Annotated in this window: 19 protein-coding genes; 8 read left to right on the forward strand and 11 right to left on the reverse strand. The window is 59.6% G+C overall.

Features of this window, described 5'->3' with window-relative positions; all coding sequences use genetic code 11:
* Window positions 1-79 precede the first annotated feature (79 nt).
* The 4 genes from MQW23_RS03310 to MQW23_RS03325 all read right to left on the reverse strand — a co-directional run bounded on the left by MQW23_RS03310 (window position 80) and on the right by MQW23_RS03325 (window position 3,793).
* Window positions 80-973, reverse strand: coding sequence for a LysR family transcriptional regulator (locus MQW23_RS03310; RefSeq protein WP_252106388.1), 894 nt, complete (start codon window positions 971-973; stop codon window positions 80-82).
* 128 nt (window positions 974-1,101) lie between these two features.
* Window positions 1,102-1,944 carry a hypothetical protein gene (locus MQW23_RS03315; protein ID WP_252106389.1) on the reverse strand — a complete coding sequence of 281 codons (843 nt, stop codon included), beginning with the start codon at window positions 1,942-1,944 and terminating at the stop codon, window positions 1,102-1,104.
* Window positions 1,945-2,022: 78 nt separating this feature from the next.
* Entirely contained in the window at window positions 2,023-2,883 is an 861-nt protein-coding gene (locus tag MQW23_RS03320) for a hypothetical protein (RefSeq protein WP_252106390.1), read from the reverse strand.
* A 58-nt stretch (window positions 2,884-2,941) separates the two neighbouring features.
* The gene (locus MQW23_RS03325) at window positions 2,942-3,793 is read right to left on the reverse strand and encodes a hypothetical protein (protein ID WP_252106391.1); all 852 of its coding nucleotides are present in this window, start codon (window positions 3,791-3,793) and stop codon (window positions 2,942-2,944) included.
* A gap of 9 nt (window positions 3,794-3,802) precedes the next feature.
* On the opposite strand from MQW23_RS03325, the gene MQW23_RS19405 reads away from it, so the two are divergent.
* Both MQW23_RS19405 and MQW23_RS03330 read left to right on the forward strand, forming a co-directional pair.
* On the forward strand, window positions 3,803-3,931 hold the full coding sequence (locus tag MQW23_RS19405; protein WP_264297466.1) for a hypothetical protein: 129 nt from the start codon (window positions 3,803-3,805) through the stop codon (window positions 3,929-3,931).
* Between the two features lie 75 nt (window positions 3,932-4,006).
* Window positions 4,007-4,954 (forward strand): DUF808 domain-containing protein, encoded by a 948-nt coding sequence (locus MQW23_RS03330; RefSeq protein WP_252106392.1) that lies wholly within the window; start codon window positions 4,007-4,009, stop codon window positions 4,952-4,954.
* A gap of 81 nt (window positions 4,955-5,035) precedes the next feature.
* Here MQW23_RS03330 and MQW23_RS03335 read toward each other — a convergent pair whose 3' ends face one another.
* Window positions 5,036-5,788 (reverse strand): YoaK family protein, encoded by a 753-nt coding sequence (locus MQW23_RS03335; RefSeq protein ID WP_252106393.1) that lies wholly within the window; start codon window positions 5,786-5,788, stop codon window positions 5,036-5,038.
* 683 nt (window positions 5,789-6,471) lie between these two features.
* Between MQW23_RS03335 and MQW23_RS03340 the strand changes: the two genes are divergently transcribed.
* From MQW23_RS03340 to MQW23_RS03350, 3 genes are read left to right on the forward strand one after another with little or no spacing between them, the layout of a single operon-like run.
* Window positions 6,472-7,614, forward strand: coding sequence for a GGDEF domain-containing protein (locus tag MQW23_RS03340; RefSeq protein WP_252106394.1), 1,143 nt, complete (start codon window positions 6,472-6,474; stop codon window positions 7,612-7,614).
* Between the two features lie 22 nt (window positions 7,615-7,636).
* Window positions 7,637-8,791, forward strand: a complete 1,155-nt coding sequence (locus tag MQW23_RS03345) for a diguanylate cyclase (RefSeq protein ID WP_252106395.1) — start codon at window positions 7,637-7,639, stop codon at window positions 8,789-8,791.
* A 52-nt stretch (window positions 8,792-8,843) separates the two neighbouring features.
* Window positions 8,844-10,040: a GGDEF domain-containing protein gene (locus MQW23_RS03350; RefSeq protein ID WP_252106396.1), complete on the forward strand. Its 1,197-nt coding sequence runs from the start codon at window positions 8,844-8,846 to the stop codon at window positions 10,038-10,040.
* Between the two features lie 30 nt (window positions 10,041-10,070).
* On the opposite strand, the gene MQW23_RS03355 is transcribed toward MQW23_RS03350, so the two are convergent.
* From MQW23_RS03355 to MQW23_RS03370, 4 genes are all read right to left on the reverse strand, one after another.
* Window positions 10,071-10,385 (reverse strand): DUF6482 family protein, encoded by a 315-nt coding sequence (locus MQW23_RS03355; protein WP_252106397.1) that lies wholly within the window; start codon window positions 10,383-10,385, stop codon window positions 10,071-10,073.
* Window positions 10,386-10,399: 14 nt separating this feature from the next.
* Window positions 10,400-10,615, reverse strand: coding sequence for a hypervirulence associated TUDOR domain-containing protein (locus MQW23_RS03360; protein ID WP_252106398.1), 216 nt, complete (start codon window positions 10,613-10,615; stop codon window positions 10,400-10,402).
* 267 nt (window positions 10,616-10,882) lie between these two features.
* The gene (locus tag MQW23_RS03365; RefSeq protein WP_252106399.1) at window positions 10,883-11,563 is read right to left on the reverse strand and encodes a type 1 glutamine amidotransferase domain-containing protein; all 681 of its coding nucleotides are present in this window, start codon (window positions 11,561-11,563) and stop codon (window positions 10,883-10,885) included.
* A gap of 105 nt (window positions 11,564-11,668) precedes the next feature.
* Entirely contained in the window at window positions 11,669-11,965 is a 297-nt protein-coding gene (locus tag MQW23_RS03370) for a DUF1330 domain-containing protein (protein ID WP_252106400.1), read from the reverse strand.
* 171 nt (window positions 11,966-12,136) lie between these two features.
* On the opposite strand from MQW23_RS03370, the gene MQW23_RS03375 reads away from it, so the two are divergent.
* On the forward strand, window positions 12,137-12,919 hold the full coding sequence (locus MQW23_RS03375) for a PhzF family phenazine biosynthesis protein (RefSeq protein ID WP_252106401.1): 783 nt from the start codon (window positions 12,137-12,139) through the stop codon (window positions 12,917-12,919).
* 29 nt (window positions 12,920-12,948) lie between these two features.
* Here the strand turns inward: MQW23_RS03375 and MQW23_RS03380 are convergent, their stop codons facing one another.
* Both MQW23_RS03380 and MQW23_RS03385 read right to left on the reverse strand, forming a co-directional pair.
* The gene (locus MQW23_RS03380; protein WP_252106402.1) at window positions 12,949-13,452 is read right to left on the reverse strand and encodes a cupin; all 504 of its coding nucleotides are present in this window, start codon (window positions 13,450-13,452) and stop codon (window positions 12,949-12,951) included.
* 43 nt (window positions 13,453-13,495) lie between these two features.
* Complete coding sequence (locus MQW23_RS03385) at window positions 13,496-14,302, reverse strand: alpha/beta fold hydrolase (protein ID WP_252106403.1); 807 nt, start codon at window positions 14,300-14,302, stop codon at window positions 13,496-13,498.
* A gap of 89 nt (window positions 14,303-14,391) precedes the next feature.
* Between MQW23_RS03385 and MQW23_RS03390 the strand changes: the two genes are divergently transcribed.
* Window positions 14,392-14,742 (forward strand): MerR family transcriptional regulator, encoded by a 351-nt coding sequence (locus tag MQW23_RS03390; protein ID WP_252106404.1) that lies wholly within the window; start codon window positions 14,392-14,394, stop codon window positions 14,740-14,742.
* A gap of 155 nt (window positions 14,743-14,897) precedes the next feature.
* Window positions 14,898-16,058 carry an FMN-dependent L-lactate dehydrogenase LldD gene (gene lldD, locus MQW23_RS03395; RefSeq protein WP_252106405.1) on the forward strand — a complete coding sequence of 387 codons (1,161 nt, stop codon included), beginning with the start codon at window positions 14,898-14,900 and terminating at the stop codon, window positions 16,056-16,058.
* The last annotated feature ends 27 nt before the right edge of the window (window positions 16,059-16,085 follow it).

Here is a 16,085-nt window from a genome sequence, read left to right on the forward strand (position 1 = left end):
GGCGTCCAGGAAAGCCATGGCGGCGTGGAAAACCTGCGCCGCCGGGGCAGCGGCGATCAAATCGTGTCGCAAGGCTGGCTTATGGGTCGATATAGGCCGCGAGCTCTTCGGGCTCACCCGAGGGAAAGGCGCTCTTCAAGTGGGTCAAAAAGGCGGAAACCCGCGCATTGAGCAGTCGGCGCGACGGGTAGAGCGCCCACAGGTCGATCGCCGGGCCGTGGACGTCGCCCCAAGCGATGAGCCTGCCCGCCTCGAGGTCCCGGCTGACCAGCGACAGCGGCAGCAACCCCGCGCCGGCACCGGCGCGAACCGCATCGCGCATCATCGTCATCGACGAGAGGCGCAGAACGGGCCTAACGTCGACTCGAGCCGTGGTGCCGTTGGACGTCAGTTCCCAGGTCGAGACCGGCGGGCCACCGGCGCGCACCACCGCGGGAGCCGTTTGATCAACCGCCGGTTTGGGGAGTTGCGAGCTTGCCACCGCGACCAGACGGTCACGCAGAAAGCGGCGTCCGTACAGGCGTTCGTCCTCTTCGGGATTTACTCGAATCACCAGGTCATAGCCTTCATCGATCATCTCGACCGGGCGGTCCTCGGAGGTGACCTCGAGCTGCACCTCCGGGTAGGCCAGGGCGAACTCCGCCGCCAGTCGGCCCATAGCTAGCTGGCAGAACAGCAGCGGGGCGCTGATGCGCAGCCGCCCCCGGGGCCGGTCGCCGCCGGAGGCGATGGCGAGCATGGTTTCATCGAGCTCGGCCAACAGCGTACCGGTGCGCTCGTGAAGCGCTTTTCCCTCCTCGGTCAGTGTTAGCAGGTGCCCGCCGCGCTCGAACAGGCGTAGCCGCAGGCGGCGCTCCAGCTCGGCCACTCGTCGTGAAAGCGTCGCCTTGGGCCGGCCACTCGCCCGCGCCGCGCGCCCGAATCCGCCGTGGCGCGCAACGAGATTGAAATCCACTAGCTCAGACAGGTTCATGACGGGGACAGGTTCATGGCGGTGTTCCAGAAAGGATACGAGGCTTTCGATTCTAGCCTTTACGCGCCGCTGATGACACGAGGCGCGTGGCAGGTAGGCCGCCTCGGGGCCTCTCGGTTTGGTGGGCCTTAGCCCTTCAATCGCTCTTCATGCGGCGTATCGTCGTAATCCGGGCTCAGCCATTTGCGCAGCCTGTGGTAGCCCTTGATCACCAGACAACAGACCAGGCCGGTGACGATGAAATAGCCAACGAGCGCCAGGAGGAATGTAGTAATGGAGCTGCGAGCCACCAGCGTGAGCACAAAAGGCTGCATGATGACCAGGAGCGTGAGCGCTACCCAAAGGCCCATCCCCAGGGCCCACTTGAGCTGATACCAGAGCAGAAAGTAGCGCCCGTATTTCGCAAGCGCCCCGTGAATATTGATGTAGGGCGAATAGTTCAGCACAACGGCGAAGCCCGACGGCTGTCGCTTGAGCGTTTTGGGGGTCCAGCGTGCGAGAAACGCTTGTACCTTTTGGCGCGGGGCAAGGTCGATCATGGCCACCGTCAGCGAGACTGGGCGGCCGACCGAGCGGGCGTAAAGATCCCTCGCGCTAGGTGGCCACATGATCCGAGTGTCGTCGATGAAGTAGCGATGATAGACAGAACCTCGAACGTTGATCCGGACCATGGTCAGCGTGCCGTGAAGCCGAGTGGTCGTGCCTCTCTGCCTCAGCGCCTGCCTGAGCCCGAGTGCGAGGAAAAGCGTGCCAGCGGCAAGGAAAAAGAGGCTCAGCATCAGCATGAAAAGGCCCGCCAATTTCGGTAAGCCCTGTGGGTCGACCACCAGCGCTGCGGGCAGCGCCAGGCCAAGCAGCCAACAAAGCCCACCGAACAGCAGCGCCACCCATTTAAGCGCGACCAAGCGCAGGTAAACCGTGCACACATGGTTTTTTTCCAGAGCCGTCAGGGGGCGGGCGTTGTGATTCACGAGAACTCCTGATGATCTAAAGCGGGGTGATGACGAGACAGTCAGGCTAAAACGGGGCGCTTTGCTGGAAGGCGGCGCTTACCCCTTCAGCTTTTCCTCGTGCGGCGTATCGTCATACGCCGGATTCAGCAACTTGCGCAGCGCCTGGTAGCCCTTGACGGTAAAGAACGTCACTACGCCGCTGCCGATGACGCAGCCCGCAATGATCAGAAGCTGCACGAAGTGGCTTTGCCTAATCAGCCAATCGGTGGAGTCGGGGTGCAGCGTCGGTAACAGGGCAAGAGTGACAGACAAGCCAATGACCACGGCCACCTGAAACTGGTAGCGAAGCAGGTAATAACGCCCGTAGGTTTCGAGTACGCCATGCACGTTGATGACGCGCTGGCATTTGAGCACCACGCCCAAGCCCCGGCTTTTCTCCTTGTTCGGGTCGATGCCAAAGCACTTCACGAACGCCTTCAGCCGGGGGCGGCTTTTGATATCGATCATGGCCACCGTCAGTGTGATCGTGTGGTCGATCAAGGGCTTGTAGAGACGTTCGGCCCCAGGCGGCCAGGAAAGCTGAACGTCATCGATGAAATAGGTGTACACGGTATAACGCCCGCCGCCGTTGCCTGCGCTGGCGGTACGTTTTTCTTCGATCAGCCGACCGCGCACTTGGGTCGTCGTGTGCCTGAGTGTGGTAACTCGCCCCAGACCATGCGCTATGCACAAGACGCCCAGCACCGCGACGACCAGATCCAGCACGATCAGAAAGCCGATCAGCAGCACCGGCGCACGGATATCATCCATCACGAACGCCACCGGCAGTATCACGCTGAGCACGAGAAAGAAGCTGCCCAACAGCACCAGTAGCCATTTGAAGAACACCACGCGCAGATAGACCGTGCGGGCGTGGTGCTTTTCCAGAGCCGTCAGCGGGCGGGTTTGGTTGCTCAAGCGGGGCTCCTTGTAAGTTTAAAGAGATGTTGGGGGCATGATGGCCAGCTGCCATCGCTTACCCCTTCAACCTTTCCTCGTGCGGGGTTTCATCGAAACCCGGGTCGAAGCGTCGGCGCAGCGCTTTAATCACTTTGCCTACAAGCAGGGTGATCATAAAAGCTCCAGCCACATAGCCCACAATAGCCAGCAGGCTCAGGAGAAAGTTGGTACGTACCAGAAAATGAGTCGTGGCGGGCTGTATTAGAATGAATAGGGACAGCGCCACGATAAAGGTGACGACCGCCGTCAAGCGGGCGCGATAGCGCAGCAAATAGCGGCGCCCGTATTGGGCGAGCGCGCCATGGATATGAATGGCCTTTTCATACTCGAGCACCACGCCCACCTGCCTGGGCCGTGCTCTGGCGGACCCGACCCACTCGCGCAGTCGCGTCCATGTGCTGCCATGGGTGATCTCGATTACCGCAATCTTCAACTCGATGTACTGGCCTTCCAGAGGATCGACGATGGCATCGGCGCCGGCGGGCCAGCGAAGCTCGATATCGTCGATGAAGTCGACGTAACGCGTATGGCCCACGCCGGTTACGGGGTTCATCTGCCGGCGGCGTTTGCGCACTAGCGTTCCCTGCAGCGCAGTGGCGGTGCTGGCGAGTGTGACGTGGTGCCGGGCGTAAAGGATCGCCAGGGTGCTAAGCGCTGCAAGGAGCAGAGTGGCCAACCCAATCATCATGATTTCTGAAAGCACCAGCCTCTTGCCATCGAGGAAGAAGGCAACGGGGAGTCCCAGACTAAGCAGTAGAAACACGCTGCCACCCATAAGGATCAACCCGTCCTGCAGCTTCAAACCGGTATACACCGTGCGGGCGTGGTAGCGTTCGAGATCGCTGAGCGGACGGGATTGCTGGCCCACGAGGCCTCCATGGCGGTGTTGATGAGCGAGTCAGGGTATCAGAACGGCGGCAGCGGCGGCATGGGAACGGCGTCGCTCGTCGTAACCAACGATGAGTTTATCCAGCGGCCAGGGCGGCGCTTGTTTGAAGACGCTTAAGTCTATCGCGTCAGCCGCGCCCACTCGCGTTATGCTTGACGCATGGCATGTGCCCTCACAGACGGAGAACGCCCCATGATGGGTGGCTTGTTAGGCTTACTGGATGATATCGCCGCATTGGCGAAGCTGTCGGTGTCGTCGCTCGACGACGTGAGTACCGCCGCCGGGCGCGCCACGGCGAAGGCGGCGGGGGTAGTGGTCGACGACACGGCGGTGACGCCGCAATACCTGCAAGGGATCAAGGCAGAGCGCGAACTGCCGATCGTGAAAAAGATCGCGCTGGGCTCGATTCGCAACAAACTGCTGATCATTCTGCCGGTGGCGCTGTTGTTGAATCACTTCCTGCCCATGCTGCTGCCGATCATTTTGATGCTGGGCGGCACCTACCTGGCTTTTGAGGGCGCGGAAAAGGTATGGCACCGGCTGAGTGGGGTGGAGGAAGACAAGACGCCCGCAGTCATGAAGGGGCCGGAGGCCGAGAAACGCATCGTCAGCGGCGCCATTCGCACCGACCTGATCCTGTCCGCCGAAATCATGGTGATTGCGCTATCGACGGTGGCCCACCAGGGGTTCTGGTCGCAGCTGGTGAGTTTGATCGTGGTCGCGCTGGTGATCACCGTGCTGGTGTACGGCGTGGTCGCGGGACTTATCCGCATGGACGATATCGGCTTAAGGCTTGCCCAGCGGGAAAGCTCGGCGATGAAGAAGCTGGGGCGGGGCATGGTCGCGGCCATGCCGAAAGTGCTGGCAGCTATCGCGCTGGTGGGTACCGTAGCCATGCTTTGGGTGGGCGGTCATATTCTGCTGGTCAATTTAGGGGCCGAGGGCGTGGGTTGGCTCAACGCGCCTTATGACTGGGTGCACCACATCGAACTCGACATCCGCGAATCCGCCGGCACCCTGGGCGGAGCGCTGGGATGGAGCTTCAATACGCTGTGCTCGGCGGTCATCGGTTTTGGAGTGGGGTCAGTGGCGGTGGCGATCATGCATCTCGTGACGGGCCACAAGGCGCACGCCGAATAAGCGCAATGAGTCACTCACCGCATAACCCAGTGCCCGCCTTTTACGGCGGGCATTGCACGCAAGGCCTGAACCCTGTGGGTATTATGAGCCTTCCACTTGGGCGCGTTTGACCACCATGAGCCGGCTGGCCGTGCGCACGGTCATCACGATGGCGCTGGCCGCTACCACGACCAGAAACAGCCCCAGCGCCAGCATCGCCTTGAAATCGAACAGATCGAACAGCAAGAGTCCGGCGATACAGCCGGAGAGAAACGAGAAGATCGTGGTCAGGTGCGTGTACAGCTGCTTGCGGGAAAAGCGGCGGTCGAGTGCTGTGTCCTGAGAGAAGCGCGATGAGATAAAAGAGCCCAGCGCGATGCCCGCATCGGTCAACGTGCCGGTGACATGGGTGGCGCGCACGCGGCCGTTGGAGAGCTGGGTCGAGGTGGCATTATGGACGCCCATCAAAAAGCCCAGCGCCAGCAGCACTTCCGAGTTGAAACGCGGCGAGTACATCAGAATCTCGAACAGCGAGACTGCGGCCAGCGCCGCGCCTTCTACCAGCAAAATCAGGCAAAAAATGGTCCTGATTCGTTGACCCAGCACCACGACGATGCGCGCCAGCATGCCGCCCATGACGAAGGCGACCAGCAGCGTGGCCAAAAACAGAAAGCCGTGCGTATCGGCGCTGGCCACTTCATCGGAGATCTGCGAGACGTTACCGCTCATGTGGGAAGGGAGAAAACCGAAGGCGCCCAAGGCCATCGCGTTGAGAATGCCCGCCGCCGTCGCCAGTACCAGCGCCAGGTAGCGGTCCTCGGTGTGAGAGCGAACTTTTTTCTTCTTGATCAGCAAGGTAGACCTCCAACGTCCGTGTAGCAGTCATCTTTACGACGCCCGGGCGAAGGAATAGTTCTCGTTTGGGGACTAAGGTGAAAAGATACTGCGCCGTTGTTCCAATGAACTTCATCCAACCGTTCACGCCTCAGACAGCGCCTGCAGGCCCACTGCCGTCAAGCCACAAAAGTGCAGTCATGGCACTAGGGTGCCAGGAAAAACGACATCAGCACAACCGCAGTGATACTCCAAACAGTGAGGGGTGCGTGCGATTTAACGCGCGAAGAAGAGCGTCGTGATCGTTTATTTCGTTTAATTTTCGTTTATTAGGTTTTCTCCTATAGCCTATATGCGGTTTAAAAGCGATATGGCTTTAAAGCCCGATAGTCCCTCGCCGATAGATAGCTATAACCCAAATTAATTCAGGCTCATAAGGTCCAAAAATACGTAGAAATTGTTAAGCCTAAGAGTGTTGGGCCTTGCAGTGTGGATGAGCGCAGAGGACATTCTGAAGCAGGTAACGCGAACTCGGTGGGCGTCTCTTCTTTGGAGCAGGGCGCGCTGCTTACCCGTTCACTCATGATTTATGGATTTCGGGTTTTGAAAAGCGCGGCGAATCGTCGCTTTATGGCCGATTATCTTGCAGTGAATGGGTGCCTATAGTGGATGGACGGTATGGAGTCGAAAACGGGAAACCCTGAATGCTGAGGAATCTTCAAAAACTCTGGTCACCAGGTGTGGCGGACAACCCCGTGCAACTGCGTCGACAAATCGAGCTGTGTAACCAGCTGGGTCTGTTTGCATTCGTCATGTGTATCTTTTACCAGACTTTCTTCGTGCTTTCCGATTTCGCCCTCTACAGCACTTTTTTCACCATCAATATGCTGTTCATGGGCGCTTACGCTTCGGTTTTATGGATCAATCATCGACGCTGGTATTCGGCGGCGCGTCTCGTTTTTATAGCACTGGTCATGACACAGCTGTTCATCAGCGCGTTCTACTTAAGTGTCGATGCCGGAGTACCTCTTTTCTATATCACGCTGGCCGGGACGCTGTCTTTTCTGTTTCCCCGTGACCAACGATACCTTTCCATGAGTTTGACGCTGCTCAGCGTGGCGCTTTTCGTGTTGGCGAACGTTTTGTTTCCTTCCGGAACGGCCTATACGCCGGTGCCACTGCCTTGGGTCGATCTACTGCACGGTTTTAGCGTCGTGAGCGTTTTGCTTGTGCTGGGTACGCTGCTTTTTCACTATCGCCATCAGTTCGAGATCACCGAAAGCGAGCTTTTGATCAACAACCACGCGCTCGAAACGCTCAGCAATACCGACCCGCTGACGGGGCTTGCGAACCGACGAGTACTGGACGAAACCTTACGGCGCGAATGGCTACGGCTCACGCGCCAGCCTGGGGCGCTTTCGGTCATCATGTGCGACGTGGATCATTTCAAACACTACAACGATCGCTTTGGTCATGGTGGTGGCGACCGGTGTCTGCAGCGCGTAGCGCTGGTGCTCCAGGCCGAGCTTGCCCGGCCGGCGGATCTTATCGTGCGCTACGGGGGGGAGGAGTTTGCGTTGGTGCTACCGGAAACTGACGAGCGAGGCGCGCGCTACGTGGCATATAAGCTTTGCCAAGCAGTTCGACGACTCGAAATACCCAACCCCGGTGCGGCTACCGGCTTTGTCACCGTCAGCGTCGGCGTATCGAGTATTCATGCGCTGAACTGCAAAGGCTTGAATGGGGAAGAGGGTGAGAGCCTGCTCAAGTGCGCTGATCAGGCGCTTTATCAGGCCAAGAGTCTTGGTCGCGACCAGGTCGTTTTTTTGGCGTACTCGGCAGAGTAGCGGCGCTTTAGGAGTGCAAGTAATGCTCGATAAATGGATAAAGCTAAGCGCCGTCAATACAAAACATTTGCCCGCCAAGCGCCAGCGTCAGATTCTGGTGTGTGATCAGTTGGGTATCTTTGCTTTTTTTACGCCTTTTCCTTACCAGTTTTTCTTCATTTTTTACGACCTCGCTTACTTTAGCGAGATGTTCGTCATCAATTGGATGTTCATGGCCACTTACGCGGCGGTGCTGCTACTCAATCGTCGCGGAGAGTACGGGGCGGCACGCAACTTGCTCATGCTGTGCGTGAGCACTCACATGCTCGTTTCATCACTCATGTCAGGGGCCGGTGTAGGCGTCAACCTTTTCTTTTTTACTCAGGCCTCCGTGCTGGTGTTTCTGTTTCCCACGCTTCGCTGGATAGGGTTGATCGCCTGCCAGCTCGCATGCGGTGCGCTCTATCTCGGCACGCAGCTATTGTTGACGGCTGAGGTCGCGATTGCGCCGGTCCCCTATCCGTGGGTGGATGCCATGTACGTGTGCAGCGCATCTGGGGCGCTACTGCTGATGGTAGTCCTGCTCAATATGTTTCGACGCCAGATCGAGAACACTGAAAAAGAGCTTTTGAAGACCAGCCAACTACTTCAGGTACGCTCGAGCACTGATCCGCTGACCGGGCTCGCCAATCGGCGCGCCCTCGATGAGGCCCTGCGCGCCGAGTGGCTGCGGCTCGCGCGTCACCCCGGTACGCTCTCGGTCATCATGTGCGATGTCGATCATTTCAAGGTCTATAACGACTATTTTGGTCACGATGGGGGCGACGAGTGCCTGCGTCAGATTGCTGGGGCGATCAAGGAGGCGCTCGAGCGTCCTTCGGATTTAGCCGTACGCTATGGCGGTGAGGAGTTCGCGGTCGTGCTGCCAGCCACCGACGAACAGGGCGCGCGATACGTGGGTGAAAAGATCAACGAAGCGGTGCGACGCTTGACCATCCCTAATCCTCACGCGAAAGAGGGTATCGTGACCGTTAGCGTAGGCGTGTCGAGTTCCACTTGCTTTAGCAGTACGCATTTCGATCAAAGCGGCGAGCGCCTGCTCAGGTGCGCCGATCAGGCGCTTTACCTGGCCAAAAAAAACGGACGCGATCAAACGGTCTACATGAGCTGCCACTCGCTCGCTTGCAGCGTCCCTTGATCTTTTATTTTGCGCTGAAATTTTTTAGTTTTTCTTTTCCAGGGCGCCAGCAATGCTAAAGAAAGTCGAATGGGTTTGGGCGGCAGGTGTGGCCGGTAATACCGTGCAGCGGCGTCGCCAAATCGAACTGGCGAACCAGATAGGGCTCTTTGGCGCGGTAGCGACCGCCCCTTATCAACTGTTCTATTATTTCTACGATTTTGCCTATTTCTACGGCGTTTTTATCGCCAATATCGTTTTCACTCTGGGGTATCTATCAGTACTCGCCCTCAATGCAAGCCGGCGCTACGAGCTGGCGCAGCGAACGCTGTTGATCAACGTCAATATCCAGATGTTCGTCGTCACCGCGTTTATTGGGGCCGATGCAGGTGTCAATCTTTTTTACTTCACCATTGCTGCGGTACTGGTGTTCATGAACCAGCGCGGACGACGGCTATATATCGCACGCATGGCGCTTCTCGGAACACTTTATATGGCGTCGTACTTTCTGTTTACGCCGTCCAGAGCGCTATCGCCGGTCCCTGAACCTTGGGTGAACGTTATGTACGTTGGCAGTGGTGTTGGGGTGCTGACGCTATTGGGTATTTTTCTTTGTCTGTTTCGCCAGCAGATCGATCAAGCCGAGCGCGAATTGATGACGTTGAGTCGCCATTTCAAAACGCTAAGCAATACTGACCCGCTGACAGGGCTTGCAAACCGGCGAGTGCTGGACGAGGCGTTGGAGCGCGAGTGGTCGCGGCTTTCACGAGATTCCGGCGCGCTCTCGATCATCATGTGCGATATCGATCACTTCAAGCGCTTCAACGACCGCTACGGTCACGACGCGGGCGATGAGTGCCTCAAGCGCGTCACCGCCGCTTTAAAGGAGGTGCTTTCAAGGCCCTCGGATCTGATCGCGCGCTATGGCGGCGAAGAGTTTGTCATCGTGCTGCCGAATACCGCCGCTCCAGGGGCGCTCCACATTGCCAGCCGGCTGTGCAAGGCGGTCGAAGCGCTTAAAGTACCCAACGAAGACTCGAGCACGAGTGCCTGGGTGACACTGAGCGCCGGCGTATCGAGCACTGACAACGCCGTAAAGCTGCGCGCAAGCGTTGGTGGTGGTGTGCTGTTAAAGGGCGCCGACCAGGCGCTTTACCAAGCCAAGACCAGCGGACGCAATCGAGCCGTTTACTTGCCATCTTCCACAGATACCCTCAAACCGAGCGGCGGTTTAAGGCAGCGCACTAAAGAAAACGACGAGCGCTTTTGACGCTCGCCATTTTTTAGTGAGAAGCGCTTTCTACGCCCCAGAGTGCAGCGTCAGCGGTGTCTTGTGGGATTCCTGATCGGCGTCTAGGCCGATCATTTCATCGTAGGGCACCTGCTGGACGAGATAGAGCGGCACGTTTTCCAGCCCGCCAGCTTCAGTTAGACGTTTTCGCGCGTCGGTAAGCGACTGCGGGCGTATGGGCTTGCCGTGTTGGTCGACCAATACATGCTCTTCGTCATCGTCGGTCATGGCGCGAAAGACGAACACGTCGCCTTCGTGAGATTCGATATGCAGTTCCTTGATACTCGACTGACCGGCAAGTTTTACGAACTCGTCGAACGTCATGATGGCCTCCTTGGCTACGCTTTCTTGATTTCGGTATGCAGTTTGAGAACGCGGCTGCCGTCCTCTTGCTTGATCAGATAAGCGGGGTTTTTCTCGCTACCTTTGCGGGTCACCTCGCTGCCCTGAAGTTTGCGCGTCACTTTCTCGCAGTACTTTTTAGTCACTTGGCCCTCGGCCCAGTTGTCACCCCATTTCCATTTCACCCACTCGCGCTGCTTGAAGTCCGCCATCGAAGAGATCCTCGAAAACTGTACGTTGTACAATTCTTGTACATTTTAAAGGTTTTGGCAATGGCGAGTTCAATACGGAGCTCTTGTCGGGCGTACCGAGGTTGGAGTGGTCAAGTGAGCGAAGGTTGCACGCACCGTGCCGGTATTGCCGTAGAAACATAAAACCCCCTTCAACCGTGGAGGTTGAAGGGGGCAGAAGTGCGCGGGTCAATGCGTTATCGGGGCGCCGGGCGCATCGTTCTCAGTGTAAGGGTTTCAGCCTAAGGTTTAGCCCTTGAGCTTTTTCAACAGCGCCTCGGCGGTTGCCTCGGAAGAACCGGGGTTCTGGCCGGTGATCAAAAGGCCGTCTTCCACCACGTAGGCGCTCCAGTCGTCGCCCTTGCTGTACTCGCCACCTTTTTCCTTGAGCATGTCCTCGACCAGAAACGGCACCACCTTCGTGAGTCCCACGGCTTCTTCTTCGCTATTGCTAAAGCCGGTCACCTTGCGCCCGGCGATCAGCGGTTTGCCGTCGCTTCCACGCACGTGGCGCAGCACGCCGGGGGCGTGGCACACCGCCGCGACCGGCTTGTCGGCGGCCAGGGCGTCTTCGATCAGGCGGGCCGAGGTGGCGCTTTCGGCGAGATCCCACAGCGGGCCGTGGCCGCCGGGGTAGAAGATCGCATCGAAACCGCTGACGTCGATATCGTCGAGCTTTTGGGTGTGGGCCAGCGCGTGTTGCGCGTCAAGATCCTGCTTGAAGCGGTTGGTGGCGTCGGTCTGGGCATCCGGCGCGTCGCTCGATGGGTCCAGCGGCGGCTGCCCGCCGGCGGGGGAGGCCAGGGTCAGCTCGGCGCCGGCATCCAGAAAGGTGTAGTAGGGTGCGGCCAGCTCTTCGAGCCAGAAACCGGTTTTGTTGCCGGTGCCGCCGAGTTTATCGTGAGAGGTCACGACCATCAGAATGTTCATCGCTGACTCCTTGCGTGGTCAAACGTGGGCAGATAAAGGCTCACTTGAGCGTAGGCGCCCCGGCCCGCTGTCGCCAGCGGGCCGGGGCGCCTAGGGTAGCGTTGGTTAACTCTCCGGCAGACCGTCGAGCAGCAGCACGCGGTAGTCGGCGCCTAGAAAGCGGTGCTTTCGAGCCGCCTGATAACCGGGGCTGTGGTACCAGGCGCGGGCGGCGTCCATGTCGGGGAAGCGCAGAATTACGCCGCCCTCCATGGCACTGCCTTCAAGCACTTCGAAATCGCCGTAAAACGCCAGCGGCTCGGGGTCGTGGCCTTCGCGGGCGGCCTTGGCCTTGTCGGCGTAGGTCTGGAACTCCTGCTCGTCGTGGGTGCGTTCTCTGATCAGTACAACGTAGGCGGGCATGCGATTACTCCTGTCATGAGCCGGATGGCGAGGCCTTTAGGCATACGGCTTGGTGCCAATAAGAACCCTGAATTCTGGCCCGAGATCATCAGGGCGTCCACCGCCGCGTGTTGTTGCCCGTCGCCGCCATGGTAAAGTAGCGCCTCTTTTCTTCGCTTTAGAGCCCCTTGTATGCATTTGGATCTTTACCAGGTCGATGCCTTTGCCGACCGGCCGTTCGCAGGCAATCCCGCCGCCGTTTGCCCGCTCGACGCGTGGCCGGACGATGCCCTGCTACAGGCCATCGCCACGGAAAACAATCTCTCGGAAACCGCGTTTTTTGTACCCGAGGGGGCGGGGTACCGCCTGCGCTGGTTTACGCCGACGGTCGAGGTGGATCTGTGCGGTCATGCCACTTTGGCCGCCGCTTGGGTGATCTTCAACGCGCTGGGCGTGAGCGTTGATACGCTTGCGTTTCAAACGCGAAGCGGCGAGCTTTTGGTGGCGCGAAACGGTGAGGAGCTGGCCATGACGTTTCCCGCCAAACCGCCCGTTTCGCTTGCTCTGGAAGACGAGGTCGCCGCCGCGCTGGGGCTTTCCCGGGTCGACGAGCTGCTGATCGCCGACGATATCATTGCTGTGGTGGAAAACGCTCGGGTCGTCGCCTCGATCACGCCGGACATGGCGAAACTCAAGGCGCTGCCGGGCAGGGGCATCGCGGTGACCGCGCCGGGCGTGGAGGAAGATTTCGTCTCGCGCTGGTTCGGCCCGAAGGTCGGCGTTGAAGAGGACCCGGTCACCGGTTCGGCGCATACCTCACTTGCGCCATACTGGGCCGAGCGTCTGGGTAAGCACTCACTGACGGCGCGTCAGGGCGGCGCGCGTCAAGGAACGCTGCGTGTGCGTCTTGAAGACGAGCACGTTGTGATTCAGGGGCGGGTCGCGCCGTACCTGAAAGGCACGATCACGCTTTAACGCTCTTGGCCACTAACGATGTTGAGCCGCTAACGCTCTTGCCAAAGCGCCATGGCGTTGCCATCGACCGGGCCCTGGGCAGGCAGGTCAACGGCAGCGGCCCGGGCTTTCAAGGCGTCGAACTCCTCCGGGTTGCCGCGCTCCAAATCGGGTTTTTGGCCGGGCGGGTAGGCGCCGACCATGCAGAAATCGTCTTCGTCCTGCAGGCAGGCGTGGCCGGTGCCTGCCGGCAGCACCAGCACATCGCCCGGGGCCAGCGTAATGGTGGGCCCGTCAGGGCCGCCCAGCTGCGCCCGGGCACGGCCGCGAAATACGCCCAACGCTTCGTGAGCATCGGCATGAAAGTGCTGAAAATCGTAGAGATGATAGCGCCAGGCAGGCGGCCAGCCGTTTTGCTCGAATAGCGTTTCTAACGCTTGGGCGTACCGTTCCGGTTCCGTAATCACCCCGCGATAGATCAGCACCGGCAGTCGCGAGTTGGGAAAGCCGTTTTTTGGATCGCTTTCGAGTTCAACCATTTCGGGAGGTGGCATAAGGCGACCCTTTATTGCAGCGTGTAGTTTCAGTATAGACACGTCAGCGGGCCGGGGCGTCGAGAAACCCGGCGAGCGCCTTGGCTACCCGGTCAGGTGCTTCCATGGGCGCCAAGTGGGCGCAGTCGAGCCACTCGAGCCAGCTACGAGAGAGACGCTTGGCAAGAAAGCGCGATGCGCTCGGTGCCACCATGTGGTCGAGGCGGCTGCCCAGCACCAGCGTTGGATGATCGATAAAAGCGAGATCCGGCGTAACGTCAAGCGTCATGTCTAGTGCTATTTGCTGAATCATGGCGGGCCAGCATGTATTGGTGACGATGGCCTCGCGCATCTGGCGAAGTTCCTCATGGCTCAAATCGGCGATGAAATCGGCGCTGAAGCCGGTCAACAGAATCAGTCCGGCCAAAGCGGGGCGGTCGTGCATGGCGAGGCGGTGCCAGAGCGAAAACTGCTCTACCGAGCGCGCATCCTGGGCGTGGGCAAAGCCGTTGACCAGTGCCAAGCGCTTTACGCGACCGGGAAAGCGCTTGGCCAAGCGCAGTGCGAGCGCCGCTCCGAGTGAAAATCCCGCGAGATCGAAGCACTCGAAGCCGGCATCGTCTACGGCAGCCATGACGCTATGTACCAATGTATCCAGATCGAGCGCTCCAAGGCTGGGAGCTGACAACCCGGAACCGGGGTAGTCCGGGCGCATCAGCTGTCGATTTATCAAATAGGGCACCACACCCGACCAGTTCGCTTCGCCATCGCCGCCGGTGCCGTGCAGCAGTACCAGCGGGGCTCCTTCACCCTGTAGGCGGTAACCGATGGTCGATTGATTCGATGTCACGTAGTACACGGTGTCGCTCATGACGAACTCCTGGGCAAAAGAAAGACGTCAGGGTAAAGTCTGACAGTGCTGTCAGAGTCAAGGCGGTAGCCAAAAGCCAGGAGGTCGACATGCGAATAGGTGAAGTAGCCAAGCGAAGCGGCGTCAGCGTGCGAATGCTGCGTTATTATGAACAGGTGGGACTCTTGGCGCCCGGGCGCGAGGCACAGGGTTATCGACGGTTTTCCGATACCGACGTGATTCGTGCCGGGCGCATTCGCCAGCTCAGTGACGCGGGATTGACGGTCGAGGCCATTGGCGAACTTCTCCCATGTGTAGTGGACGAGCGTCCAGCGTTCGACCCCTGCCCCAGAATTCGGTCACGCTTGGCACAGGAAGTAGCTAGCTTGGACCGGCGCATAGAGCAGCTTGCACGCTCGCGCGCGGTGCTGAGCGACTACTTGGGTTCACTGGATACATGAAAGCGGTGTTATCGATGCGGGTAGAGTGGTCAGCGCGCCGGTAGACTAAAGTAGAGTAACGCAAAGGGCTCCGCGGGCACGGAACCTTGATACGCTAGCAGGCCGTAGACGCACTACGCCTCTTCGTTTCCCGTCTCAAGCATCAAGGCGATTTCATGATCATTTCAAGCCCGTCGGATTACCGGCAAGCCGCCAAGCAGCGCATTCCCCGCTTTCTGTTCGATTACCTGGACGGCGGCTCGGTGACCGAGAGCACGCTGCGTGGCAACGTCGAGGCGTTGCAGGGCATTCCGCTGCGTCAGCGGGTATTGAAAGGCGGCGGCACGCCCACACTCGATACCGAGATTCTGGGAAGCCAGTGGAAGATGCCGGTGGCCCTTGCCCCGGTGGGCGCGACCGGTCTGTACGCCCGGCGCGGCGAAGTCCAGGCCGCGCGCGCCGCCGAGAAGGCGGGCATTCCTTATACGCTCTCGACTGTGTCGGTCTGCTCGATCGAGGAGGTGGCCCGCGATGCCCACGGCGAGCAGTGGTCGCAGCTTTATGTATTGAAGGATCGCGGCTTCATGAAAAACGCCCTGGAGCGTTCCTGGGCGGCGGGCATGAAGACACTGGTGTTCACCGTGGATATGCCGCTGCCCGGCTCGCGCTACCGTGATCGCCGCTCCGGCATGTCCGGGCCCAACGCCAAACTTCGCCAGTACGCCCAGGCGATCACCCACCCACAGTGGGCCTATGACGTAGGGCTCAAGGGCAAGCCACTGTCGTTTGGCAACATCGAGGCCTACACCCAGCGCACGATGGGCATGGACGACTACATGGGCTTTCTGGCCAAGAACTTCGACCCCTCGATCAGTTGGGACGAACTCGCCTGGATTCGCGAAAGCTGGAAGGGCAAGCTGATCATCAAGGGGCTTTTGGACAAGGATGACGCCCGCGAGGCGCAGCGCATGGGCGCTGACGGCATCGTGGTGTCGAATCACGGCGGCCGCCAGCTCGACGGCGCGATCTCCACCGCTCAGGCGCTGCCCCACATCGTCGAGGAAGTCGGCGACGAGCTCACCGTGCTTGCCGACTCCGGCGTGCGCTCCGGGCTCGACGTGGTGCGCATGCTCGCACTCGGTGCCAAGGGCGTGCTGCTCGGTCGCGCCTACGCCTATGCGCTCGCCGCCAGAGGCGAGGCGGGGGTATCGCACCTTCTGGAGCTGATCGCCGCGGACATGCGCGTGACCATGACGCTGATCGGCGCCAACTCACCGGCCGAGATCAACCAGAGCCACCTCGACGCGGTGGTCAAAGAGATGAAGATGAGCGAGTAGCGCCGCTTCCTAACCGCCACGGCAACG

Origin of the sequence: Halomonas sp. S3-1-1 (assembly GCF_023757625.1) — a bacterium.
In the GTDB taxonomy this organism is placed as follows: domain Bacteria; phylum Pseudomonadota; class Gammaproteobacteria; order Pseudomonadales; family Halomonadaceae; genus Vreelandella.